We start from the raw sequence: 23,887 nt of genomic DNA, 5'->3' as shown, positions 1-23,887 counted from the left end.
CGTTGCGTACTGCTTGCCACAGGCGTTGTGAGATCGGATCCCAGTGGGCGGGTGGTGTAGTCACCTTGACGATGGTGCCCGCCCCCGGCTGCCAAGTGTGAACTGTTGGACGCGTCTTGGACGCCGCGGAGCCGTCAGCGTGCGTGCCGCCTTCGGCGTGTGTAGGTTCGAATCGCTCGCCAGTTGCCCCGGCATCTCGGCAGGCTGCCACCCACACCGTAAAGCCCGGCGCCCCAGCGTCTTTCGTTGTGAGACGTCTGGTTAAGGGAATTCTGTGCCCAGTGGCTTCAGGTCTGGCGGGTAGCCCTTCGCACGGAGCCAGGCGTCAAGGGCGAGAGCGACGATGTCACCGCGAGGGATGTCGGTGTCGGCGTTGCATCGGCGGATCCGGCGCTGGAACTGAAGAACTTCAGGGACGGCATGGTTCAGCTGCCCTCGTTTGGTGTGCCGGTCCTTGATGACGTTGAGAGTGTCGGGGTGCGGCGTCAGAGCGTCTGCGGCTGGCTGGAACTCGGCGTCGAGCGCGGCGGCGATTTCACGCAGTCGGCGCGCGTAGGGGGAGTCATCGGGCACGAGAGTTGCTCCGGTTGGTCCGGCTAGGCGGATAGCTATCCGCCTACTGGGCTATTGGAATAGTCGGCACGTGGGGCGGCCGCACCCTGGAGTGGGGCGGCCGCTCCTCGTGCACTGCCGTTGGGCTCAGAACCCGCGGGCAGTGAGCCACTCGTCCAGCGCGACCGAGACGATGTCGCCGATAGGCAGGTGGTCGAGTTCGTTGTCCAGCGCGAAGCGCTTGATCCGCTTCTTCAACTTCAGGGCAGCGGGGACCGATGAGTCGAGGCTCTCGCGCGTGATGATGCGCTGGTTGAGAACGACGGCGGTTTCGGGAATGTCCTTGGGACGGCCGGCCCCCTGAGCCCACGGTGTCCCTTCGTGGGGCGCTGCCTGAGATTGCACGTCCTGTTCCTGGTGAGCCCGTGGAACATCGGTCCTCGCGGGGAACCCGTTGCCGCCTGTCGTCGGAGGAGCTGCGGGGCGAAGCGCCACCTCGGCGCCCGAGGCTGCGCCAGGAGCCGTGGACGGGCTGTGCTGCGCAACGGGTTCGGTCGGCTGCGTCGGCTGGAGCGCAGGTGCTGCAGGATCGGCAGCCGGGGCCACAGGCGCCACCTGCCGTTCCACCGGCATTCCAGCGGACTCTGTCCCCGCCTCGGGAGCGACGACAGCCGGGCGAAACGGCTGACTGGTGGCTGGCTTCGGCACGGAGCCGCTCGGTGTGACCTCAACGGTTGGCTGGGCGGAGGACTGCGCCACTTCGGGCACCGCATCGGTCCGGCCCCGCGCCGATGCCTCGACGGGAACGGCGGAAGGAGCGGACTGCACCTGCGGCTCGCTGGCAGCGGGACGGCCTTCGCCCTGGGCGGCGGCGTACTGCTCGGGGGTGAGCTCGGCGGCCGGGGGAGGGGGCGGGGCTGTCTTCTTGGCTCCGCCCAAGGTACGGCCGCCGGTGCGGCGGGCCGGGGGCTTCATGCGTTCGGTCATGCTGCGGTCAGCTCCTTCATCAGGTTGGCGTACTCGCTCAGTTCGGTGGGGATCTCGCCGAAGGCCTCCATGTAGTGGACCCAGGAGTGGATGGTGGTCTCGGCGAGCGGGAACGGCTCGTCGCGGTCGGGGCCGATGCCCTCGCCCTCGGCGGGCTCCAGCAGCTGGTCCTTGGCCCGGCTGGGCAGGCTGGTGCGGTCGTCGGCCTTGACCATGACCACGTGGGCGGTGACGCCCTGCTCGTTGCGGGTGGCGGCGCGTTCGGCCTCGTCGAAGGTGGCCACGAGTTTGCGGCGCTCGATTTTGGTGGGGGCGACCGGCACGAGCAGCAGGTTCGCCTCGGTAACAGCCTCGTGGAAGATCCGGGCGCTGCCGCCGCCGGCGTCGACCACGATCGCGCCGAACTCGGCGCGCTTGGTGCGGATGTACTCGGCGATGTCGTCGAACGGGTACCGCTCGACCATCAGGTGCTCGGGAATTTCGAAGCCGGCGGCCTGGGCGACCTTGAACCAGTCGTAGGCGGACTGGCTGGTCGCGTCGGCGTCCAGCAGAAGCGTCGGCAGGTCGAGGACGACGGCGTAGTAGAGGGCGATGAACCAGGCGGAGGTGGTCTTGCCGGTGCCGCCCTTGAGCATGCCGACAACGATCACGAAGGCGTCCCAGGCGCTGGCCGTGGCCGCGGCCAGGGTCTTGGTACGAGTGTTCTCACTCACGGTGCTTGATCTCCTGAATCGGGAAAGGTGTGTTGACGTGCGTGCATCGACCAGAAGGCCGACGCACGGAGGCAGCTGAGTGCGGACAGAGGAGGGGCTCGTGCGGCAGCGCTGGATCCGGGATGGCACGCCATCGGTCCTGCGATCTGCCAGGCCCGGCCGGGGACACCTGCCGGGGCTCTCATGACCCCTTCCTCGGGGCACGGGCCGGGCCGTGGTTGTGCTTGGGCCGCATGCGGGTGCCCGCCTGGCGCAGGAGCCGATAGACGGTGCCGACGGAGTAGCTGCACTCCGCGGCCAGGTCCGGCACCGTGGCGCCGGCCTCGTACCGCGCCCGCAGGGACAACGCGAGGTTCGTTCGCCGTGCGGCATCGGCCGCGGAGCGGATGCGCAGCGTCTGCTGGGTGGTCCGGGGCGTGCCACCAGCCTCGATCAGCAGCCGCCGAGCCACACGTCGCGTTACCGACCCCGCCGCAGCCAACTCCGCGAGGGTGGCGCCCTGTTGCTCGTAGAGGCGACGCAGGCGGGCTGCGAGGTTGCGGCGGGCTTGCCCGTCGCGCAGCCTGCGCGTCTGCCATGAGGTGCGCATCTCGGTCCCGGCCTCGTGCAGCCGGTTGAGGACCGTGCCGTAGGACAGGCCACTGCTCGCCACGAGTTGGTCCACGGTGGAACCGGACTCGTACTGCTCCCGCAGTGCTTGCCCGGTGATCTGATCGCTGTGACCGGCTGTGGGCCGAGGGGGTGGGTTCACGCTGCGGACTCCCATTTGCTGAGGGCTTCGGCATGGGCGGCGGCCAGCTCGTCGTAACTGCGCTGGTCGGCAGGGGTGATGAGGATCAGCCGCCCGTCGGTGGCAATCCGCCAGCCGGGAGCGGCACGGCCACTGGCTGGATCGAGGACGCAGCCGCCCGGGGCGTGCCACGCGGCGGGAACTTCGTCGGGGCGTGGCGCGGGAACCAGCACCTGGCGCCCGTCGCGGAGGATCACCACGGCCTTGCTGCGGTGCTCCGACAGCCGCTCCAGTGCTTTCTGGTACGCCGCGCGCTCGGCGGCGTGCACCGCCTTGCGCCGGGCCGCGACGCCCGTGATTCCGTGCCGCGTCGCGACTGCGTCCCAGCCGCGGGCTGGCTCGGCGATCTCTTCGGCCGCAGCCTCTGGAGGGTGGTCACCGAAGCCTTCCAGGGCGCGAGGTGCCAGGGTCCAGGTCTCACCGCCGTGGTGGACGAGGCCGTGGTCGGCAAGGCGCCGCAAGGTGCGGTAGAGGGTGGCGCGGGAGACGGAGGACGAGCCGACAAGCTCGGCGACCGTCTGTGCCGGCCGGGCGTGCAGTGCACCGATGATCACCAGTGCGGCGCTGCCGAGACCGCGGTGGGCGAAGGCGTCGTGGCCCATCAGTCGGCCGATGACGGTGGAGTCGAGGTCGGCCGTCGTGTCCGTCTCAGGGGTGAACCACTCCTCAAGTGCCGGGTCGGGGGGGTACTGAGTGGTTCGGAAACGAGATTGCGCTACGGGGATGCTGTGGCGGTCGGGGCTGCCCTCGGCGAGGTACCAGGTCGAGCCCTCGCGGCCGTGGCCGACTCGAAGGCGTCGCAGCCAGCCCCGCGGTTTGAGGACGGTCTCGTAGACGACCCGGAGGGTCGTGCGGGATATCCCCGCTTCCTCCGCGGTCTGCCGCTCGCTGGCGTGGTGCAGGGGACCGCCCGCGATCTCGGCGAAGTTCAGATGCGCCCGCAGGACCCGTAGCGCGGTCCGCCCACGTTCCCCACGCCAGGGCGTCGTCTCGATGCGGTCGCGCAGCGCGGCGAGAACCTCGTACGCGTGGTGCCGCGATTCCAGCATCGTTGTGCTGCTGACCGCGGCCGAGGCGCTGACCCATACGCGACCGATGTACGCCAGGGCACGCGACTGCCCGGACCGCAGCGCAATGCTCCGGGCGTGCCACCCGCCCTCGTGCTCGGGATGCAGCAACAGCTGCGCCAGCTCGTCGACGGTGCCGCCGACGCGAGCGACATGGCAGGCGATGGCCGCCGTGACCCGGTGCCCGTGTTCGGCCACGCCCTGACGGGTATCGCGTAGGGACACGGTCCGGCCGTCGGAGGCGAGCCTGCTGTAACTGCCCGCCGCGTAGCGGCCAGTGAGGTCTCCGAGCAGAATGAGATCGGCTGCAGCCGTAGGCAGATGGTGAAGACCCAGTCGCTCGCCTGGGTGAAATGGCCGTCGGAGAGAAGCTGTCTGGTGGGTGCTGTGTGGCACTGTGGAGCCGTCCCGCAAGGACAGAGACGCCACCCAGGCCCGCTAAAACCACGGGTGGTGTCCGGTACCGACCTCCAACCGGTGCCAGCGATGCCTGGCTCCGATGCCGGAGGCAGACGTCCCCATCGCGGCTCGACCGAGGTCGATTCCGAGTGCTGTCAGCGGGTTCACAGCCCGATCAACGCCGTCTGACCTGGGCAGACTCGGACTAAGACAGAGGGCGGTTGCCTCTGATTGGCTCCGAGCAGCTCGGTTCGAATCGGGGTCGAATCAGAGCGGTTTCCTCTGACTGCCTCCGGTCGCCTCTGCGACCCGACCTAGCAGGTCACAGCCGATACTGCCCACGAAAGCGCAGGTCAGAAAGGTGCGTCAGGAATACCCGGCGTACAGCCCGACTCGTCTGCCGCCAATTGCGGTTGCCTCGCTGCAGCGCCTTCCGACGTGTTCGCCGTGCTCGGGAGGCTGGGTGAGGAGCCTGTTGAGCCGGCCCACGACGTTGCGTTGGGCGGGGTGCAGAGGTCGTTGATCGCTTCCACACGGAGGTCGGCTCCAACTCCATGGCGAACACGGCCGTGGCCAGCTCGTCCGTCGGCCCCTCGGCCGGCCCGACGCCGTCGGCGACGTTGGCGTGCACCCGATCCTGCAGGGCGTGCACATGTCCGGGTGGGTCACGGTCACCCGGTTCGTAGGTACGAGGGCCAGCGTCTCGTGCGGTACGTCCACGTCCGCGCTCACGCCCACCGGGAAGCGCGGCGCGTCCCCCGTCAACCGGGACCACGAGCGCTAACCGGCACCGCACGCTGTCTGCGAGCACTGTCCGTCCCTGCTCACCCGTGGGTACGGCCTTCGATCGTATCGGGCGGTTTCCGACACGGGGGAGGGCGCTCACACCGGGGAAGCCCAGGCCTCCATCAGCTGCTCGGGTCCGTACGTCGCCGCCAGGCCATCCACCGTGAACCCTGAGCGGGACACCGCGACCAGGGGAGTGTCCTCGTCGGCCCCTGGGACGGCAAGGGCGTCCCGGGCCAGCGAGGCCAGGGCCCGGCGGTCGAAGGAGCCTCGCTCGTGCCACTTGACCGAGCCGACGAATCCGATCTCGCGTGCTGGATACCGGTCCGCGCCCACGAGATCGACCTCGGGATTGTTCGTACGAGGCCACCAGCCGCCCACCACTCTCACCTGCGACCACGTGGCGTCGGGCAGCAGCCGGGCCAGGGACTCCCGTACGACCGGTTCGATCGCCCGCCCGCGCCACGAGGTCCAACCGCGCTCGACCGCCTCGGCCACGATCCGGCCGCGCCCACGCTCGATCTCCGGGATCCCCTGCTCCAGGAAGGCGAGCCAGAAACGCAGGTAGGGGTCGGCGGCGCGGTAGCGGCGGTCGCGGTCACCAGGGCGGGCAGAGAGCGGAGTGTCGACGGCGATCAGCCGCTTGTCCGTGAGGGTGTGCAGGGCGGGGGTGAGGGAGCCGGGCGGGAGGGGCCGCTCGGCTGCCCCGGCCTTCGCGGCGATCGTCCCGAAAGTCCGCTCTCCACTGCCGATCACGGAGAGCACGTGCCTGGCCTGAAGCGCGGTCGGGAACTCGGCGGCCAGCGCCCGCTCGGCGGAGACGAGGAGAGGGGAGGTGGGGTCGTCGAGGGCGCGGGACAGGAACTCGGTGCGGCTCTCGCCCTCCCGCCACTCCTGGCAGACGAGAGGCAGACCGCCGGTGATCAGGTGCGCGTCGAAGGCGTCGGCAGCGGGGAGCCCGGTCATGGCCATGACCTCGGCTGGGGAGAGGGGCGCGAGGACCATCTCCACCCCTCGCTGGTGGAAGGGGCGGCCGTAGGCGGACAGATGCTCCATCATGGCGAGGTCGCTGCCGATGAGGATGAGCAGGACAGGCTTCCGGCTCAGCACCCGGTCCCACACGGTCTGCAGGGTGCCTTCCAGAACCGGGTCGCCTTCGAGCATCCACGGCAGCTCGTCGAGGACGACGACGCTGGGGGAGTCGTCCGGGAGTACGGCTGCGAGCTGGCGCAGGGCCGTGTCCCACTCGGCGACGGTTGTGACACCGGTGAGGAGGGCGGTGTCGGGCAGCGAGGAGTGGCGGACCTCTTTGAGGAAACGGGCCCGTTCCCGGTGGGCGTCCTCGCCTCGGGTGGCCTGGTGGACGACGTAGGGCACCTGGGCGCGCTCGCAGAAGAGGTCCACGAGTCTTGACTTCCCGACCCGACGCCGGCCGCGGAGGAGCAGGGCTCGGCCACGCTGGTCGCCCCGGCCCTCGCGCACCCGGTCGAGGTGGCGATTGAGGGTGGCCAGCTCGGATGTGCGGCCTACGAATCCTGGCATGGGTCACCTTTCAAGGTTGCTCCTATCGAACATACTCAAGTGAACCATAGTATGGGGGAAGAGAGTAAATTAATGATCACTCTGAGTTATATGTGTGAGCGTGCCAGGCCCTTCAACCAATCGGGGTGGGACGAACACGGGTTCCTCCGCGAGGGCCCGTACTGGCCGTACGGGCTCCCGCCCGCAGGAAATGCCAACTTCGCCTGGGCCCAGCACGTGGTGCGGAAGATGTCGCCAACCGGACGTGGCGCGCTCCTCCTGCCCACAGGAGCCGCCTCCACAACCAAGGGCGCGGAGAGCCGGATCCGCGCCGCTCTCGTCGACGCCGACGTCCTCAGCGGCGTCGTGGAGCTGCCCGCCGGCCTGATCCCCCATGTGCGCAATCCCGTGAGTCTTTGGCTTTTCAGCAAGATCAAGAAGCCACATCGCAAGTGGGGGCACAACGACCGGTCGGGGCAGGTCCTCGTGATCGACGCGCGTGACAGCGCCACGAACGTGAAGCGCGGACGGCGAGCCGTCCCCGAAGAAGCGCGGGAGCGCATCGCCGCCACCTTCGCCGCCTGGCGCGGAGCACCCGGCCACGCGCCGTACGAGGACGTACCGGGCTGGTGCAGATCGCTGTCCCGCGACGAGCTCGCGGAAACGGAGTACGACGTCCTGCCCTCGCACCACGTTGCGGCCCCCCCTCGTCCCGTCCGTCCTCCCCGACGCGCCCGAGCGTGCCGCCGACCTGACCGACGAACTGCTCGGCCTGTTCGAGGTGTCACGCCGGCTCGAGGACGAGCTGCGTGACCTGCTGGGGGAGCTGTGACGGGGGAAGACCTGGAAGGCCGACTGCAGCGCCTGCCCGATGGCTGGGACGTGGGACGGCTGGGTGATCTGCCGACCGCACAGGTCATCGGGTACGGCGTCACCCGACCCGGGGCACACACCGAGGACGGTGTGCCGATGATCCGCGCTGCCGACATCCAGGGAGGACGTCTGCGCGGCGACGAACCCAGGCGGATCGACTTCCGGGTCCATGAAGCGAACAGGCGCAGCCGGCTGGAGATCGGCGACGTCGTCGTGGTCCTGGTGGGCCGTGTGGGCGAAGCGGCGGTCGTGCAAGCGGAGTTCCAACACTGGAACGCGTCGCGGACCGTCGCAGTCATCCGCACGAGGGAACCCGACGAGGCGGCCTGGCTGAATCTGTGGTTCGGATCGCCGGCGGTGCGAGCGTGGTGCGAGCGTCAGGCCACCGGCTCGACCCTGCAACGCACGCTCAGCGTGACGGCGCTGCGAAGGCTCCCCGTACCGATCCCGCCGGCCGGACTCAGGGCGCATCTGCTGCGAGCGATGCGGCTCCTGGAGGAGAAGGCAGCGACGAACGCAGGTATCACCGAGTGCGCCATGAAGCTGAGCGAAGCACACTTCGCGCGCGAGGCGAGCGACAGCACGCCCTGGCCCGAACGGCCCCTTACAAGCCTCGTCCACCTCATCGCCGGAAAGCCACGACCGAAGCCGGACGGCGAAGGCGCGCTGTCTGGGCCTGGTACGGCCTTCGTCGCACCCGCGGACATCCTGCAGAGCAAGTCACCCCACCCTGTACGTCACGGAGCGACGACTGCCCTCAGGAAAAGAGGGCCGCGTATGCGCTCCGGGCTCCCTCCTTAGGGTTGGCCACCACCACGTCGAATTGGAGATCGGTGAACCGGTCGTCGGCCAGTGTGGAGACAGGCCCGGCCAGCACCAGGTGCACGCGCACAGCACGTGGGTACCGCTGAGCCGGCTCGTCTTCGCCGTACCTGGCATGTTCGCCTGCGCCGCACTCGCGCTCGTCGTCGTCCCCTCGGACTGGCGCACCTCGCCGCTGTGGGCAATCGGCGTCTACCTCGGCTTCATCCTGGTCTCGGCCTTGTTGACCTGCATCGACATCCTGGCCGTGCGCAACGCAGACCCCGCGGGCACGGTTACCGCGGTGGCCGTGGGTGTCCTGGAGAGCTTCACCACCCGTTCCGACAAGGCTCCGGCAAAGTTGACGCCGGTCATCTGGCAGAGCCGGATGGTCGAGCAGCTGTGCACGGACCTTACTCGCAGGGCCCATCGGGAGTCCGCCGGCGCCGTACCCGGAAGCCGCCTTGCCATGGTATCGAGCACCGCCTCCGTCATCCGTGCCCTGCGTCACCACACCGCGCTCGTCCACGGCAACGCCGCGTGCGAGGAGCGGACAACCCACGAGCGCGAACTGGTACTGCTCATCTGCAGTATTCTCGCGTACAGCAGCCGCACGCGCGCCCTCGTCGCGGACTTCCGCGTGTGCGACGCGGACCGGCTCGCCAATGTGCCGGAGGCCGTCCCGGACGCGACGGCGATGCCCTCCCCGAAGGCCCGCGTAGTCGTCCCGTCGCTCTTCCTGTGCACCCTCGTGGCCGTGGCCGTCGGACTGGGACTCACGGGAGCCGCCGGCGAGTTCACGGCGCCAATCGTTGTCACGCTGGCCATGGCGGCCGCGCCCATCGCGAGCCGGTTCGGCGTGACGGTGCTCGACTCTTTCGCCGAACCCCTGACTCCCGTACCGGCCGCCGGGCAGGGCGCCACCCAACCGGCGCCGGACGCCGTCCGTAGGGCTGCCTGACGAGGGGGGGTCCTAGAGCGGGCAACGGCTCGGCGGGCAAGTTCCACCGTGGATGTGCTGACGACGGCCGGGTGATGGACAACAGAAGGGCGCGGCACGTTGGGTGCCTGGTGGGTGCCGCTCAGGAGCACGGCCGAGCCCGGCTGGTGGGTCTCGACCCCGGTGCGCATGCCCAGCGACATCGTCCCGGGAAGGTCCTCGCCGTCGGTGGTGGAGCAGCGCTGGTCGGGACCGACCGTGTCACCGGGCGGGGCCCCCGGATCGTGGGCGAGCGTACCGGTCACCGCCGGTCAACACCGCATATGGCAGCGGTGGTTGGGAACGGGCGACCGTCGGGTGTCGGTATGGTTGCCCTCGTTCTCAGCGAGAGGGATGTGAGGACCGGTGCTGACCGGCGTTCCTGATCAGCAGGTGGGCGGAGGGCCCGGGCGGCTGGTCGCCGGCCGCTATCTGCTGCACGAAGTCCTGGGCAGGGGCGGCATGGGCGTCGTCTGGCGCGCTCACGACCAGCTGCTCGACCGGCCGGTCGCCGCAAAGGAACTGCACATCGCCGCTGGCGGCGACGAGGGCCGCCGGGCCCGGATGCGCCGTGCCGTCCGTGAGGCGCGGGCCGTCGCGCGGGTACCGCACCCCCACGTGGTCGGGGTGCACGACCTGGTCGAATTCGAGGACCGTCTCTGGATCGTGATGGAGCTGGTGCGCGGTCCGTCGCTCGCGGCCCACCTGAGCCGGTCCGGGCCGCTCACTCCGGAGCACACCGCCCGCCTCGGGCTCCAGCTGCTCGACGCCCTCCGGGCGGTCCATCTGGCGGGAGCCCTGCACCGCGACGTGAAGCCCGCCAACGTGCTGCTGCGCCCCGACGGGAGCGCGGTGCTGACCGACTTCGGCATCGCCGCTCTCGAAGAGGACGGCGAGCCGGTCACGTCGGCCGGTCAACTCATCGGCTCCGTCGAGTACATGGCGCCGGAACGGGCCACGGCGCAGGAGGCGGGCCCCGCGTCCGACCTGTGGTCGCTCGGGGCGACGCTGGTCACCGTCTGCGGCGGGGAGTCCCCCTTCCGCAGACCCGCGCACGCCGCGACCCTGCACGCCGTCGTGTACGGGAAGCCGCGGCTGCCGGACAGGCTCGGCCCGCTCCGTCCGGTCGTCGAGGCCCTGCTGCACAGGGACCCGCGCGAGCGTCCCACCGCCGACGAACTGACGGTGGCGCTGCGGAGCGTCGCGGCGGGGGAGGCGGCGGACGGCCCTGTCGCGTCCGAGGCCGTCACCGTGGCCGTCAGCCCCGTCCCCGCCCTGTCGGCACGGGCGGGGGACACCCTGACGGCGCCCCCGTTCCCTCTCGGTGGTACGGCGGCACGTACCGCCGAAACCACCTCCGCACCGCTCCCGGCACGCAAGGGCGGCGCCGGCCGCTGGCTGGCGGGGACACTCGCCGGAGCTGCCACGCTCGTCGCGGTCGTGAGCGGCGGGCTGCTCCTCGCGGGCGTGGCGCCCTTCCAGGGCGACGGGCAGGGCGCGGACCGGAGCGCGGCCGAAGCGCCCGCTCCGGCGCCGACCTCCCGGGCCTCGCCGGTCGGGGCGCCCCAGGTGACCTCGTACGAAGTGGTCGTGAGCGCCGACGGGGGCTGGCAGACGGTCGTCGACGCGGTGGTCCGCGCGGGCGACACCGTCACGGTCAGGTCCGGGCGGGGTGAGTGGACGGTCGACCGCGAGCGCATGCCGATGACCGGGCCAGCCGGATACGCCCCGGACAGCGACCGGGACCTGGCCTTCGCCGTCGACTGCAAGGTCGTACCCGACGCCGCCTTCGGCACGCTGGTGACCCGCCTCTCGGACGCCGACGACGCGCCGGTTCTCGCCATCGGTGAGGCGAAGGCCTTCCGGGCGGGCGGTGGCGGCGTGGTCCAGCTCCGGATCAACGACGGCGAGGGGTGCGTGGACGACAACGCGGGGGAGGTCGGTGTGGTCGTGGAGGTGAGCCACGAGCCCTGACCGTGGCGGTCCGCGATCGCGGACACGCGCACACTGACGGTTCCCGTTCGACCCGAAGGAACTGCGCCGTGACCGACCGACCCGAGATCGTCTGCCTCTGCGGCTCTGCCCGGTTCGTGGACGAGATGAGCGCGGCGATCCGGGAGCTGACCTTCGCAGGTGCCATCGTCGTCGCGCCAGGCGTCTTCCCGGGCGCCGAGGGTCACGGAGCGGACGAGTTGATCACCGAGGAGCAGAAGGCCGCACTGGGCGCCCTCCATCTGCGGAAGATCGACCTCACAGACCGGGTTCTGGTCGTCAACCCGGGCGGGTATGTCGGCGAGTCCACGAGCAGGGAGATCGCTTATGCGCGGGCCGGTCTCGTTCACCGACCCCCGCTGATCGGTAGAGGCTCTGTGCGTGCCGTTGGTTCGAAAGTTTCGAAATGAAAGCTGACGCGGCCGGTGCTCGAGTAATCGAGCGCTGCCCAATGCGAGCGTCTGGTCGTGGATGAGCTGCTCGCATGTCCCTAAGTTCCAGTCAATCCGCTCTCGAAGCTTTCGAAATAATTACCGAAACTATTGACGCTTGACGAGTGCAGGCCAACACTGGCGCCGTCGTGGAAACCTCCCAGGGACTACAGGACCTCCAGGAGAGGAAGCACAGGCATGCGGAGAAGAGTGTGGGTCGTCGCGCTGGCCGCGCTGGTCGCGGTGTTGCTGCCGGGTACCGCCCGGGCCGACACGGTCGTCACGACCAACCAGGAGGGCACCAACAACGGCTACTACTACTCGTTCTGGACCGACAGCCAGGGCACCGTCTCCATGAACATGGGGTCGGGCGGTCAGTACAGCACCTCGTGGCGCAACACCGGCAACTTCGTCGCGGGCAAGGGGTGGAGCAACGGCGGGCGAAGGACCGTGCAGTACTCGGGCAGTTTCAACCCGTCCGGCAACGCGTACCTGACCCTGTACGGGTGGACCTCGAACCCGCTCGTCGAGTACTACATCGTCGACAACTGGGGCACCTACCGGCCCACGGGGGAGTACAAGGGCACCGTCACCACCGACGGCGGCACCTACGACATCTACAAGACGACCCGCTACAACGCCCCCTCCGTCGAGGGCACCCGCACCTTCGACCAGTACTGGAGCGTGCGGCAGCAGAAGCGGACCGGTGGCACCATCACCACCGGCAACCACTTCGACGCGTGGTCGCGGGCCGGAATGCCGCTCGGCAACTTCAGCTACTACATGATCATGGCCACCGAGGGCTACCAGAGCAGCGGCAGTTCCAACATCACCGTCGGCGGTACGAGCGGTGGAGGTGGCGGTGGCGGCGGTGGTGGTGGCGGCGGGGCCTGTACCGCCACGGTGTCCGCCGGGGAGAAGTGGGGGGACCGCTACAACCTCAACGTCTCCGTCAGTGGCGCCGCCGACTGGACGGTGACGATGAACGTGCCTTCTCCGGCGAAGGTGCTGTCCACCTGGAACGTCAACGCGAGTTATCCCAGGGCGCAGACGCTGACCGCCAAGTCGAACGGGAGTGGCAGCAACTGGGGTGCCACCATCCAGGCCAACGGCAACTGGACCTGGCCCTCAGTCTCCTGCGCGGCCGGCTGACCCGGTCGAACCCAGCACGAGCAACGAGGAGGACCACTCGTATGCGCACCAGACCACGTCCGTCATCGCGTCCCCTGCGCTCCCTGGTCAGCGGCGTGACCGTCGCCGCGTTGGCCGCCGCGGGCACCGTCGCCGCCGGCGCCGCCCCCGCCCAGGCCGCCGCCTGCAACGGCTACGTCGGGCTCACCTTCGACGACGGGCCCTCCGGCAGCACCCAGGCCCTGCTCAACGCGCTCAAGCAGAACGGGCTGCGGGCCACCATGTTCAACCAGGGTCAGTACGCCGCCCAGAACCCGTCCCTGGTCCGGGCTCAGGTCGACGCCGGCATGTGGGTCGCCAACCACAGCTACACCCACCCGCACATGACCCAGCTCAGCCAGGCCCAGATGGACTCGGAGATCTCCCGGACCCAGCAGGCGATCGCGGACGCCGGCGGCGGGACGCCCAAGCTCTTCCGGCCGCCGTACGGCGAGACCAACTCCACACTGCGGTCGGTCGAGGCCAAGTACGGGCTGACCGAGGTCATCTGGGACGTCGACTCGCAGGACTGGAACAACGCCAGTACCGACGCGATCGTGCAGGCCGTCTCCCGGCTCGGCAACGGGCAGGTGATCCTCATGCACGACTGGCCCGCCAACACCCTCGCGGCCGTACCGCGCATCGCGCAGACGCTGGCGGGCAAGGGCCTGTGCTCCGGCATGATCTCCCCGCAGACCGGCCGCGCGGTGGCTCCCGACGGCAGCGGCGGGGGAGGGGGTGGCGGTGGAGCCTGTACCGCCACGCTCTCCGCCGGACAGCGGTGGGGGGACCGCTACAACCTCAACGTCTCCGTCAGTGGCGCCGCCGACTGGACGGTGACGCTGAACGTGCCCTCTCCGGCGAAGGTGCTGTCCACCTGGAACGTCAACGCGAGTTATCCCAGTGCGCAGACGCTGACCGCCAAGTCGAACGGGAGTGGCAGCAACTGGGGTGCCACCATCCAGGCCAACGGCAACTGGACCTGGCCGGGCGTCTCCTGCAGTACGGGCTGACGTCGGCGTCGTGGGTGCCCGGGTGCGGCTTCGCCCGGGCCCGGCACCTCGCGCCCGGCGGCAGCGGCTCGCAGGCCCGGCGGCAGCGACCCTCACGTCCGGGCGGCACCGTCACGACCTGGGCGGCAGCGACCTCCCCGCCACCCGCGCCAGATGCCGCCCGAACACCTCCCGCGCCCCGGGCGTCAGCGACCGCAGCGCCACCATCGCCGTGATCACCACGTCGCACAGCTCCGCCTCCACGTCCTCCCAGGTGTGGGTGGTGCCCTTGCGCGGGTTCTGACCGGTCGCGCCGATCACCGCCTCGGCGACCTCCCCGACCTCCTCCGACAGCTTCAGCATGCGCAGCAGCAGGCCCTCCCGGCCGCCGACGGGCTGGTCCGCCTCCAGCCACTCGCACAGGTCGTCGATGGTGTCCCAGGGGTCGGCGGCAGGGGTGCCGGCGGGGTCTTCGCTCATACCGAGCAGCGTGCCATGCCGGAGCCGGCCTGCCGGGTGCGGTCTCAGTCGAACAGTGGCTCCTGCTCGCCCTCGGCCGCCTTCCGTACCCGCTTGTTGCGGGCACCGACGACGACCGCCGTGGCCGCCGCCGTCGCCGCGAAGGCGGCCGGGACCATCCAGTTGCGGTTGACCGCGTGGCCGAGCGCGTGGTCGAGGGAGAGGCGGCCGGGGCCGGTGACCGCGAGCCCGGTGGCGGTCAGGGCGAGGGACGCGGCGTACTCGTAGCCGCCGGCCTGGGCGAAGAAGCCGTTCGGGGCGTGCACCGCCGCCGCGCCCACCATCGCGCCGGCCGCCGCGGCACCCGCGGCCGGGGTGGCCAGGCCCAGCGCCAGCAGGGTCCCGCCGCCCGCCTCCGCCAGGCCGGCCATGACCGCGCTGGTCCGGCCGGGCTCGTAGCCCATGGCCTCCATGGCCTGGCCGGTCCCCTCGATGCCGCCACCGCCGAACCAGCCGAGCAGCTTCTGCGCCCCGTGTGCGGCCAGTACGCCGCCGGTACCCAGTCGGAGCAGCAGCAGGCCCAGATCACGCCGGTCGTAACAGTTCACGTCGACTCCCTCGCATCCCTCGCAGACGGCGGCGGCTCACCCCCATCACCGTCTCCCGGGTCTCCCGCGCGGGCCCGTCGCGGGCGCCGTTCGGGTGGCGGACCGGTGGCGGGGGTGCCGGGCCGGTGTGACGCTGGCCGGCATGACCATTCAGACCACGCGACTCAGCGACCCGGCCGTCCGCGGCTTCGTCACCGCCGTCAACGCCCACGACCGCGACGCCTTCCTCGCGCTGCTCGCGCCGGACGCCACCATGGCCGACGACGGGGCCGACCGGGACCTCGCCGACTGGATCGACCAGGAGATCTTCTCCTCCAACGGCCACATGGAGGTCGACAACGAGTCGAACGGCGGTCGCGCCCTCATCGCCCGCTACCGCAACGACACCTGGGGCGAGATGCGTACCCGGTGGGACTTCACCGTGAACGACGACGGCCGGATCACGCGGTTCGAGACCGGTCAGGCGTAGCGCGGGCGACGGGCCCGCGGCGGATGTGTGCGGCAGCCGTCCGCCCACCGGTGCGTATCCCGCGGTCCCACGCGGGATCCACCCCCAGCCCGGTGCTGCGGACGGCTGTCGCCTCCCCCCTCGGTATGGCCTGCGGATCGCCGTGAGCGTCACGGAAGACGGAAGACCGAAGGCTAACGCTCCAAGTGTGAAGCTCTGGTGAAGGAGAGTTGAGCATAAGTCCGCCACGGGCCGCAATGCTGCGGACTTTGATATTCCGATTGTGTGAATCGACTCAGCCGCGCCCCACGTACGGCATCGCCGTCGCCATGACCGTCGCGAACTGCACGTTCGCCTCCAGCGGCAGCTGCGCCATGTGCCGCACCGTGCGCGCCACGTCGGCCACGTCCATCACCGGCTCGGCCGCCGTCTCCCCGTTGGCCTGGAGCGCGCCGGTCTGCATCCCCGCCGTCATGTCGGTCGCCGCGTTGCCGATGTCGATCTGGCCGACCGCGATGCCGTAGGGACGGCCGTCCAGCGACAGCGACTTGGTCAGGCCCGTCAGCGCGTGCTTGGTCGCGGTGTACGCCACCGAGTGCGGGCGCGGCGTGTGCGCCGAGATCGAGCCGTTGTTGATGATCCGCCCGCCCCGCGGGTCCTGCTCCTTCATCTGCCGGTACGCCGCCTGCGCGCACAGGAACGCGCCGTTCAGGTTGGTGTCCACCACGTGCCGCCACGCCTCGTAGGGCAGTTCCTCGACCGGCACGCCGCCCGGGCCGAACGTCCCGGCGTTGTTGAACAGCAGGTCCAGGCGTCCGAAGCGGTCGCGCACGGCCGCGAACAGGGCCGCCACGTCGTCCGGGCGTGACACGTCGGCGCGCACCGGCAGCGCCGCGGCGCCCGCCGGGGCCAGGGCGGCCGTCTCCTCCAGGGTCTCGGGGCGCCGGCCTGCCAGCGCCACCGCCCAGCCCGCGGTGAGCAGTTCCACGGCGACCGCCCGGCCGATGCCGGAACCGGCACCCGTCACGACGGCGATCTGCTGCGCGCCGACGGTTTCCTCGTCGGTGGTTTTCACGGAGTTCATGAGTCGGCAGCGTACGGGTCGCGGATCGTGCCGAACTCACCCTCCCGACATGGGATCGCCATGTCCGCGCCAAGCGAGTGTCGTTCCCGGACCGTCGAATGCCCCTTGCAGCCACCGTAAGGGGAGAAACGGATGACACCCGCGAACCAGCCCGCCCAGTCCCAGCCCTCGCACGCGCCCGAACTCCGCGCCGCCGCCCGCCACCTGGGCCGCCGCCGCTTCCTGACCGTCACCGGCGCCGCCGCCGCGCTCGCCTTCTCCGTGAACCTGCCGGCCGCCGGCACCGCGAGCGCCGCCGAACTGGACGCCGCGCGGCTCACCGACGACCCCTTCACCCTCGGCGTCGCCTCCGGCGACCCGCAGTCCGACTCCGTCCTGCTGTGGACCCGCCTGGCCCCCGTGCCCTACCAGGCCGACAGCGGACTGCCCGCGAAACGCGTCGAGGTGGGCTGGGAGGTGGCCCTGGACGAACGGTTCCGCCGCGTCGTCAGGAGGGGCACCGCCACCGCCCACCCCGAGTTCCACCACACCGTGCACGTCGAGGTGGACCACCTCGCACCCGGCCAGGTCTACTTCTACCGCTTCCGCGCCGGCAGCTGGATCAGCCCCGTGGGCCGCACCCGCACCGCGCCCTCCCCCTCCAGCCGGGTCTCCGACCTCACCTTCGGCGTCGTCTCCTGCCAGAAGTACGACGAGGGGTACTACACCGCGTACAAGCACCTGGCCCAGGAGGACGTGGACGTCGTCTTCCACCTCGGCGACTACCTCTACGAGTACGCCGTGAACGCCACCGGCGGCTCCCGCGCCTACCCGGCCGGCACCCTGCCCGGCCTCTTCAACCACGAGACCGTCACCCTGGAGGACTACCGGCTGCGGTACGCCCTCTACAAGTCGGACCCCGACCTGCGGGCCGCGCACGCCGCCCACCCCTTCGTCGTCACCTGGGACGACCACGAGACGGAGAACAACTACGCGGACGAGACGCCGGAGAACAGCGTCCCGCCGGAGGAGTTCCTCATCCGCCGCGCCGCCGCCTACCGGGCGTACTGGGAGAACATGCCGCTGCGCCGGCCCCAGCTCCCCGACGGCCCGGACCTGAAGCTCTACCGCCGCCTGCACTGGGGCCGGCTGGCCCAGTTCGACGTGCTCGACACCCGGCAGTACCGCTCCAACCAGGCCTACGGCGACGGCTGGCAGTACTCAGGACCCGAGTCCGAGGACCCCTCGCGCACCCTGACCGGCGACGCCCAGGAGCGCTGGCTGATCAACGGCTGGCACCGGTCGAACGCCCTGTGGAACGTGGTGCCCCAGCAGGTCACCTTCGCCCGCCGGTACAACTCCACCACGCTCCCCTCCCGGGTCTCCATGGACTCCTGGGACGGCTACCCGGCCTCCCGCGACCGGGTGCTGGCCGGCGCGCAGGCCGCCGGGATCGAGAACCTGATGGTGCTCACCGGCGACGTGCACGTCTCCTACGGCTTCGACATCAAGCGCGACTTCGACGACCCCGGCTCCCGCACCCTGGGCACCGAGATCGTCACCACCTCCGTCACCAGCGGCCGCGACGGCTCCGAGAAGCCCTCCAACTGGGACACCCTCATGGCCGCCAACCCGCACCTGAAGTTCTTCAACGGGCGGCGCGGCTACGCCAAGGTGTCCCTCGGCCGGGGCCTGGCGCGCGCCGACTTCAAGACGGTCTCGCACGTCACCACGCAGGGCGCGCCGCTGACGACCGCCGGGTCGTTCGTGACGGAGGTGGGGGAGCAGGGGCTCAAGCCGGCGTGACCGCGCGCTCCTCGCCGGGATAGCGGACGCCGACGCGCTCACGGATCGCGTCGAGCGTCCGCATCACCGCCAGCGTGCCGTCGAGCGGCACCAGCGGCGACTCCGTCTCCCCGGCCCGCAGCGCCCGCATCACCTCGCGGGCCTCGTGCTGGAGGCTGGCCCGGGGGCCGTCGGCCGGATCGGCCCGGAACTCCTCCGGGTCCCTGCCGTCGCGGTGCAGGACGAAGTGGTCCGGGAAGAAGAAGCCGTGCGGGACGTCGACGCGTCCCTTGGAGCCGGTGACCGAGGCGGAGTTGGGGGTGCCGCCGATGATGGAGCAGTGCACCGACGCGAGCGCGCCGCTCGCGTAGGAGAGCAGGGCGCCCGTCTGGAGGTCGACGCCCTCGTCCGAGAGGACCGACCGCGCGACGACGTCCGACGGCTCACCGAGCAGCAACTGCGCGAACGACACCGGGTACACGCCCAGGTCCAGCAGCGCGCCGCCGCCCTGCGCGGGGTCGCGCAGACGGTGGGTGGGCGGGAAGGGGCCCGCCAGTCCGAAGTCCGCGTGGACGCTGCGGATCTCGCCGATCGCGCCGTCGGCGAGGAGTGCCTTCAGACGGCGTACCAGCGGGTTGCAGTACATCCACATCGCTTCCATGAGGAAGACGCCGCGCCGCCGGGCGAGCCCGGCCAGTTCCTCCGCCTCGCGCGCGTTCAGCGTGAACGGCTTCTCGCAGAGCACGTTCCGGCCCGCCTCCAGGCACAGGCCGGCGGCCCTCCGGTGCGCCGAGTGCGGGGTGGCGACGTACACCACGTCGACGTCCTCGTCGCGCGCCAGCGTCTCCCAGTCGCCGTACGCCCGCGGTATCCCGAACCGCTCCGCGAACGCCTTCGCCGACGCGTCGGTCCGCGAGGCCACCGCCACGACCTCCGCGTCCGGCAGATCCACCAGATCCGCCGTGAACGTCGCCGCCATCCCGCCGGTCGCCAGAATCCCCCAGCGCACCTTCTGCCCGGTCACCGCTGACACGCTGCCCCACCCTCGCTCAGGTTCGTTCGAGTCTGTTCGTTCAAGTGCGTACGAGCTGAGAGCATAGGTGGCGGATCTGTAGAAGAGGGAGGGCACATGCCCGAGCGCGGGCCGTCCATATCGTACGAATCGACCGACATCACGAGCCCCGGAACGGGGCCGGCCGTCCACTCGCTGCGCGCCGCCCGCCGCACCGGGCTGCTCGTCACACTCATCCTCGGCAGCCTCACCGCGACGCCGCCGCTGGCGATGGACATGTACCTCCCCTCGCTCCCGGAGGTCACCCGGTCCCTGCACGCGCCCGCCGCGACCGTCCAGCTCACGCTCACCGCCTGCCTGGCCGGCATGGCCCTCGGCCAGCTCCTCGTCGGACCGATGAGCGACAAGTGGGGACGCCGGCGTCCGCTGCTCGCCGGGCTCGCGGTCTACGTCGTCGCCACCGCCCTGTGCGCGGTCGCGCCCACCGTCGAACTCCTCGTAGCCTTCCGGCTGATCCAGGGGCTCGCGGGCGCCGCCGGGATCGTCATCGCCCGGGCCGTGGTCCGCGACCTGTACGACGGTGTGGCCATGGCCCGCTTCTTCTCCACCCTCATGCTGATCTCCGGCGTCGCGCCGATCGTGGCGCCGCTCATCGGCGGGCAGATCCTGCGGGTGACGGACTGGCGGGGCGTGTTCGTCGTCCTCGTCGTGGTCGGGGTGGTGCTCGGCGTCGTGGTCTGGGCCAAGCTGCCCGAGACGCTGCCCGAGACCGAGCGGCACGCGGGCGGGGCCCGGGACACCCTCCGCGCGATGCGCGGGCTGCTCGCCGACCGCGCCTTCACCGGCTACATGCTCGCGGGCAGCTTCGCCTTCGCGTCCCTGTTCGCCTACGTCGCCGCGTCCCCGTTCGTCATCCAGGAGATCTACGGCGCCTCCGCGCAGACCTTCAGCCTGCTGTTCGGGCTCAACTCGATCGGCCTGGTCGTCGTCGGACAGATCAACGGCAAGATCCTCGTCGGCCGGGTCCGGCTGGACCGGGTGCTGTGCGTCGGCCTCGTGATCGTCATCGCCGCCTCGACCGCGCTGCTGCTGATGTCCCTGGGCGTCTTCGGCGAGGTCGGGCTCGTGCCGGTGGCCGCCGCGCTGTTCGTGCTGATGTCCGCGATGGGGATCAGCCTGCCGAACACCCAGGCGCTGGCCCTGATGCGGGTGAAGAAGTCGGCCGGCTCCGCGTCCGCGCTGCTCGGCACGTCCTCCTTCCTCGTCGGCGCCGTCGCCTCCCCGCTGGTGGGGATCGGCGGCGAGGACACCGCCCTGCCGATGGCCGTCGTCCAGCTGACGGCGGCGGTGGTGGCGCTCGGCTTCCTCGTGTTCCTCGTGGGCATGGGGCGTCCCTCGGCGGGGCGTGCGAGCGTGCGGGGAGCCGCGAGCGGGCAGGGAGCGGAGAACTGAGCGCTCCGAGACTGCGCAGTGGCAGCCCTGAGCGGGCCGGGCTCGATCCCCGGCAGCTCCGCCGCGTCGTCGCCGACGTGCACGCCCTCACCGCCGGACAGCGGCCCTGGGCGGCCGGTGCCGTCGTGGCCGTCGGGCGCGGGCCCGTGCTCGCCGTCGAGGAGGCGGCCGGGTGGGCCGTGCGGTACGCCGCGTACGACCCGCGCACCGACCGCGGGGTGGAGCTGCCGGAGGGGGAGCGGGTGCCGATGAGCGTGGGGACGCCGTTCGACCTGGCGTCCCTGACGAAGCTCTTCACCTCGGTCGCCGCGGTGCAGCAGATCGAGCGGGGCACGCTCGGCATCGACGCGGAGGTGGGCGCGTACCTGCCGGACTTCCGGGGCGCCGCCGAGCACCGGGTCACCGTGCGGCAGCTGCTCACCCACACCTCCGGACTGCGGCCCGAACTCCCGCTGTACGACTGCGCGGACGACGCGGAGCGGCTGGCGCTGCTGCGGGCGGAGCGGCCGGTGGAGGTGCCGGGAACGTACTGCTACTCGGACCTGAACATGCTGCTCCTCCAGCAGGTGCTGGAGCACATCACCGGGCGCGGCCTCGACACCCTCGTCCGGGACGGGATCACCCGGCCGCTGGGCATGGCGGCGACGGGCTTCGGGCCCTGCCCGAGGGCGGCGGCGACGGAGGACCAGCGGCGGCCGTGGGGGAAGGCCGACCGGGGGATGCTGCGCGGGGTCGTCCACGACGAGAACGCGTGGGCGCTCGGCGGGGTGGCCGGGCACGCGGGGCTGTTCTCGACCGGGCGTGACCTCGCGGTCTTCTGCCGGGCGCTGCTCGGGGGCGGGGCGTACGGGCCGGCCCGCATCCTCGGTCCCGACTTCGTGGAACTGCTGCTCACGGAGCCGGGGCTGGGGTTCGCCCTGGACCAGCCGTGGTTCATGGGGGAACTGGCGGGACGCGGGGCGGCGGGGCACACCGGGTTCACCGGCACGATGCTGGTCCTCGACCGCGTGACGGACACCTTCGCGATCCTCCTCGCGAACACGGTCCACCCGCGCCGGAGGGCTGCTGCCAACGGGCCCCGGGCGGGCGTGTGTACGCGGGTGGCCCGAGCGGTACGGGATGCCTGACGGCGGCCCGGGGGGTGTGGGCCACGGGGTGGGCGCGGCGGCACCCGGCCGGCGCCGGCCCGCGTCACCCCCCCCGGCCCACACCCGCGCCGGGGCGCCATGTGACCGTCGGCCCCCGTCCCCCCGCCCCCCGCGCAGCCCCTCGTAGAATCGTCGCGTGAACGACCCCGCCGACATCCTGCGTGCCGCCCTCGCCGACCTCGTCGACGGGCTGCCGCCGCGGCAGGCCGCGCAGGCCGTGGAGCGGCTGATCGGGAAGTACCGGGGGGACACCCCGACCGACGCCCCCATCCTCCGCGACCGCGCCGACGTCGTTGCCTACGCCGCCTACCGCATGCCCGCCACCTTCGCCGCCGTACGCTCCGCGCTGGCCGCGTTCGCGGACGCCGTGCCGGGATGGGTGCCGGGCAGCCACGTGGACGTGGGCGGCGGGACCGGTGCCGCGACCTGGGCCGTCAGCGACACCTGGGACGGCCGCCGCCCGGTGACCGTGCTGGACTGGGCGGAGCCCGCCCTCGCCCTGGGCCGGGAGATCGCCGCCTCCCACCCCGCCCTGCGCGACGTCCGCTGGCAGCGCTCCCGGATCGGAGCGGCCCTCACCGTCGAGAGCGCCGACCTCGTCACCGTCTCCTACGTGCTCAACGAGCTGACCCCCGCGGACCGCGCCGCTCTCGTCGACGCCGCCGCCGGCGCCGCCCGGGCCGTCGTGATCGTGGAGGCCGGCACCCCCGCCGGGTACGCCCGCGTCATCGAGGCCCGCGACCGGCTCGTCGCCGCCGGGTTCCACGTCGCCGCGCCCTGCCCGCACAGCGCCGCCTGCCCCATCGTGCCCGGCACGGACTGGTGCCACTTCGCGGCGCGGGTCAGCCGTTCCTCCCTGCACCGGCAGGTCAAGAGCGGGTCCCTCGCCTACGAGGACGAGAAGTTCAGCTACGTCGCCGCCACCCGCCTCCCGGTCTCCCCGGCCCCCTCCCGCGTGGTCCGGCGGCCGCAGATCCGCAAGGGCCAGGTGCTGCTCGACCTCTGCGAGCCGGACGAGCGGCTGGAGCGGCGGACCGTCACCAAACGGCACGGCGACCTGTACAAGGCGGCGCGGGACGCGGCCTGGGGGGATGCCTGGCCGGAGGCGGCGGGCGGCAACCCCGGGAACGAGTAGGGTCGTTGGACCGACGATCCGGAAGTGGGCCCGTGGAAGATCAAGAGCACCGCGCCCTGCGGGTCGTCATCGCCGAGGACGACCCCCTGTTGCGCGAAGGACTCGCCCTGCTGCTGCGCGCCGAGGGGCTGGACGTGGTCGCCACCGCCGGCACCGGTGAGGGGGCCCTCCTCGCGATCGACGAGCACCGGCCCGACGTCGCCGTCCTGGACGTACGGATGCCGCCCACCCACACCGACGAAGGCGTGCGCGCGGCCGTCGAGGCGCGACGGCTCCGTCCTGAGCTGGCGGTGCTGGTGCTGTCCGCCTACGTCGAGCAGTCCTTCGCCACCGATCTGCTGACCGGCGGCGTGGGTGGCCTCGGCTATCTGCTCAAGGAACGGGTCGGACGGGTCGAGGAGTTCATGGCGGCGCTGCGGCGGGTCGCGGGCGGCGGCACCGCCATCGATCCGGAGGTCGTCGCCCAGCTGTTCACCCGCGGCCGGCAGGACACCCGGCTCGAACGGCTCAGTCCCCGGGAGCGCGAGGTGCTCGGCCTGATGGCCGAGGGCCTGGGCAACAGCGCCATCGCCGGGCGGCTCGTCGTCACCGACGGAGCCGTCCACAAGCACATCCGCAGCATCTTCGCCAAGCTCGACCTCTCCCCGGCCGACCAGGTGGACCGGCGTGTGGCCGCCGTCCTCCACTACCTGGAGAACGCGCAGCCACACTGACCGGGCCCGGT

Annotated in this window: 23 protein-coding genes and 1 pseudogene; 14 read left to right on the top strand and 10 right to left on the bottom strand. The window is 71.4% G+C overall.

The window, feature by feature from the left end:
- Nucleotides 1–261: 261 nt before the first annotated feature.
- From OIE75_RS10775 to OIE75_RS10750, 6 genes are all read right to left on the bottom strand, one after another.
- Complete coding sequence (locus OIE75_RS10775; RefSeq protein ID WP_062647788.1) at nt 262–573, bottom strand: hypothetical protein; 312 nt, start codon at nt 571–573, stop codon at nt 262–264.
- Nucleotides 574–699: 126 nt separating this feature from the next.
- Nucleotides 700–1,539: a hypothetical protein gene (locus OIE75_RS10770; protein ID WP_329470512.1), complete on the bottom strand. Its 840-nt coding sequence runs from the start codon at nt 1,537–1,539 to the stop codon at nt 700–702.
- Nucleotides 1,536–2,252: a ParA family protein gene (locus tag OIE75_RS10765; RefSeq protein WP_062647784.1), complete on the bottom strand. Its 717-nt coding sequence runs from the start codon at nt 2,250–2,252 to the stop codon at nt 1,536–1,538. Before OIE75_RS10765 ends, OIE75_RS10770 begins: the two co-directional genes overlap by 4 nt.
- A 181-nt stretch (nt 2,253–2,433) precedes the next feature.
- Nucleotides 2,434–3,003, bottom strand: coding sequence for a helix-turn-helix domain-containing protein (locus OIE75_RS10760; protein ID WP_319096224.1), 570 nt, complete (start codon nt 3,001–3,003; stop codon nt 2,434–2,436).
- On the bottom strand, nt 3,000–4,307 hold the full coding sequence (locus OIE75_RS10755) for a transcriptional regulator (protein WP_329470511.1): 1,308 nt from the start codon (nt 4,305–4,307) through the stop codon (nt 3,000–3,002). Before OIE75_RS10755 ends, OIE75_RS10760 begins: the two co-directional genes overlap by 4 nt.
- Nucleotides 4,308–5,390: 1,083 nt before the next feature.
- Nucleotides 5,391–6,836 carry an ATP-binding protein gene (locus tag OIE75_RS10750; RefSeq protein ID WP_307011661.1) on the bottom strand — a complete coding sequence of 482 codons (1,446 nt, stop codon included), beginning with the start codon at nt 6,834–6,836 and terminating at the stop codon, nt 5,391–5,393.
- Nucleotides 6,837–6,887: 51 nt separating this feature from the next.
- Here OIE75_RS10750 and OIE75_RS41415 point away from each other — a divergent pair.
- The 8 genes and pseudogenes from OIE75_RS41415 to OIE75_RS10715 all read left to right on the top strand — a co-directional run.
- A pseudogene (locus OIE75_RS41415) lies at nt 6,888–7,457 on the top strand (N-6 DNA methylase); the annotation flags it as partial.
- 52 nt (nt 7,458–7,509) lie between these two features.
- Nucleotides 7,510–7,647, top strand: coding sequence for a hypothetical protein (locus tag OIE75_RS10745; RefSeq protein WP_329470509.1), 138 nt, complete (start codon nt 7,510–7,512; stop codon nt 7,645–7,647).
- Entirely contained in the window at nt 7,644–8,489 is an 846-nt protein-coding gene (locus OIE75_RS10740) for a hypothetical protein (RefSeq protein ID WP_329470508.1), read from the top strand. Before OIE75_RS10745 ends, OIE75_RS10740 begins: the two co-directional genes overlap by 4 nt.
- Before the next feature lie 22 nt (nt 8,490–8,511).
- Nucleotides 8,512–9,450: a hypothetical protein gene (locus OIE75_RS10735; RefSeq protein ID WP_329470507.1), complete on the top strand. Its 939-nt coding sequence runs from the start codon at nt 8,512–8,514 to the stop codon at nt 9,448–9,450.
- A 384-nt stretch (nt 9,451–9,834) separates the two neighbouring features.
- A complete protein-coding gene (locus OIE75_RS10730) occupies nt 9,835–11,442 on the top strand; it encodes a serine/threonine-protein kinase (protein ID WP_329470506.1) in 1,608 nt (535 codons plus the stop codon).
- A gap of 68 nt (nt 11,443–11,510) precedes the next feature.
- Nucleotides 11,511–11,870, top strand: a complete 360-nt coding sequence (locus tag OIE75_RS10725) for a hypothetical protein (RefSeq protein ID WP_329470505.1) — start codon at nt 11,511–11,513, stop codon at nt 11,868–11,870.
- Between the two features lie 219 nt (nt 11,871–12,089).
- On the top strand, nt 12,090–13,043 hold the full coding sequence (locus tag OIE75_RS10720) for a glycoside hydrolase family 11 protein (protein WP_329470504.1): 954 nt from the start codon (nt 12,090–12,092) through the stop codon (nt 13,041–13,043).
- 41 nt (nt 13,044–13,084) lie between these two features.
- Nucleotides 13,085–14,074 carry a polysaccharide deacetylase family protein gene (locus OIE75_RS10715; protein WP_329470503.1) on the top strand — a complete coding sequence of 330 codons (990 nt, stop codon included), beginning with the start codon at nt 13,085–13,087 and terminating at the stop codon, nt 14,072–14,074.
- Nucleotides 14,075–14,185: 111 nt separating this feature from the next.
- Here OIE75_RS10715 and OIE75_RS10710 read toward each other — a convergent pair whose 3' ends face one another.
- Together OIE75_RS10710 and OIE75_RS10705 are read right to left on the bottom strand one after the other, a co-directional pair.
- Nucleotides 14,186–14,533, bottom strand: coding sequence for a MazG-like family protein (locus OIE75_RS10710; RefSeq protein ID WP_329470502.1), 348 nt, complete (start codon nt 14,531–14,533; stop codon nt 14,186–14,188).
- 44 nt (nt 14,534–14,577) lie between these two features.
- On the bottom strand, nt 14,578–15,120 hold the full coding sequence (locus OIE75_RS10705; RefSeq protein ID WP_307011650.1) for a DoxX family protein: 543 nt from the start codon (nt 15,118–15,120) through the stop codon (nt 14,578–14,580).
- 142 nt (nt 15,121–15,262) lie between these two features.
- Between OIE75_RS10705 and OIE75_RS10700 the strand changes: the two genes are divergently transcribed.
- Nucleotides 15,263–15,589, top strand: a complete 327-nt coding sequence (locus OIE75_RS10700; RefSeq protein WP_329470501.1) for a nuclear transport factor 2 family protein — start codon at nt 15,263–15,265, stop codon at nt 15,587–15,589.
- Nucleotides 15,590–15,863: 274 nt separating this feature from the next.
- Here OIE75_RS10700 and OIE75_RS10695 read toward each other — a convergent pair whose 3' ends face one another.
- Nucleotides 15,864–16,652 (bottom strand): SDR family oxidoreductase, encoded by a 789-nt coding sequence (locus OIE75_RS10695; protein WP_307011647.1) that lies wholly within the window; start codon nt 16,650–16,652, stop codon nt 15,864–15,866.
- 132 nt (nt 16,653–16,784) lie between these two features.
- Here OIE75_RS10695 and OIE75_RS10690 point away from each other — a divergent pair, with 132 nt between their 5' ends.
- Nucleotides 16,785–18,437, top strand: a complete 1,653-nt coding sequence (locus tag OIE75_RS10690) for an alkaline phosphatase D family protein (protein ID WP_329470500.1) — start codon at nt 16,785–16,787, stop codon at nt 18,435–18,437.
- On the opposite strand, the gene OIE75_RS10685 is transcribed toward OIE75_RS10690, so the two are convergent.
- Entirely contained in the window at nt 18,424–19,440 is a 1,017-nt protein-coding gene (locus OIE75_RS10685; protein ID WP_329470498.1) for a Gfo/Idh/MocA family protein, read from the bottom strand. The genes OIE75_RS10690 and OIE75_RS10685 overlap by 14 nt on opposite strands.
- 105 nt (nt 19,441–19,545) lie before the next feature.
- Here OIE75_RS10685 and OIE75_RS10680 point away from each other — a divergent pair, with 105 nt between their 5' ends.
- The 4 genes from OIE75_RS10680 to OIE75_RS10665 all read left to right on the top strand — a co-directional run bounded on the left by OIE75_RS10680 (nt 19,546) and on the right by OIE75_RS10665 (nt 23,876).
- Nucleotides 19,546–20,880: a multidrug effflux MFS transporter gene (locus tag OIE75_RS10680; RefSeq protein ID WP_307011642.1), complete on the top strand. Its 1,335-nt coding sequence runs from the start codon at nt 19,546–19,548 to the stop codon at nt 20,878–20,880.
- Nucleotides 20,881–20,957: 77 nt separating this feature from the next.
- Entirely contained in the window at nt 20,958–22,007 is a 1,050-nt protein-coding gene (locus OIE75_RS10675) for a serine hydrolase domain-containing protein (RefSeq protein ID WP_329470495.1), read from the top strand.
- A 157-nt stretch (nt 22,008–22,164) separates the two neighbouring features.
- Nucleotides 22,165–23,163 (top strand): small ribosomal subunit Rsm22 family protein, encoded by a 999-nt coding sequence (locus OIE75_RS10670; RefSeq protein WP_329470493.1) that lies wholly within the window; start codon nt 22,165–22,167, stop codon nt 23,161–23,163.
- Between the two features lie 56 nt (nt 23,164–23,219).
- A complete protein-coding gene (locus tag OIE75_RS10665; RefSeq protein ID WP_329473964.1) occupies nt 23,220–23,876 on the top strand; it encodes a response regulator transcription factor in 657 nt (218 codons plus the stop codon).
- The last annotated feature ends 11 nt before the right edge of the window (nt 23,877–23,887 follow it).

The organism is Streptomyces sp. NBC_01723, assembly GCF_036246005.1.
Taxonomy (GTDB): domain Bacteria; phylum Actinomycetota; class Actinomycetes; order Streptomycetales; family Streptomycetaceae; genus Streptomyces.
This window is presented reverse-complemented; position numbering and strand designations above follow the sequence as displayed.

Coding starts and splice junctions, on each gene's coding strand:
- OIE75_RS10700 (WP_329470501.1), top strand. CDS start 15,263: ATGACCATTCAGACCACGCGACTCAGCGACCCGGCCGTCCGCGGCTTC.
- OIE75_RS10690 (WP_329470500.1), top strand. CDS start 16,785: ATGACACCCGCGAACCAGCCCGCCCAGTCCCAGCCCTCGCACGCGCCC.
- OIE75_RS10710 (WP_329470502.1), bottom strand. CDS start 14,533: ATGAGCGAAGACCCCGCCGGCACCCCTGCCGCCGACCCCTGGGACACC.
- OIE75_RS10680 (WP_307011642.1), top strand. CDS start 19,546: ATGCCCGAGCGCGGGCCGTCCATATCGTACGAATCGACCGACATCACG.
- OIE75_RS10715 (WP_329470503.1), top strand. CDS start 13,085: ATGCGCACCAGACCACGTCCGTCATCGCGTCCCCTGCGCTCCCTGGTC.
- OIE75_RS10750 (WP_307011661.1), bottom strand. CDS start 6,836: ATGCCAGGATTCGTAGGCCGCACATCCGAGCTGGCCACCCTCAATCGC.
- OIE75_RS10770 (WP_329470512.1), bottom strand. CDS start 1,539: ATGACCGAACGCATGAAGCCCCCGGCCCGCCGCACCGGCGGCCGTACC.
- OIE75_RS10720 (WP_329470504.1), top strand. CDS start 12,090: ATGCGGAGAAGAGTGTGGGTCGTCGCGCTGGCCGCGCTGGTCGCGGTG.
- OIE75_RS10695 (WP_307011647.1), bottom strand. CDS start 16,652: ATGAACTCCGTGAAAACCACCGACGAGGAAACCGTCGGCGCGCAGCAG.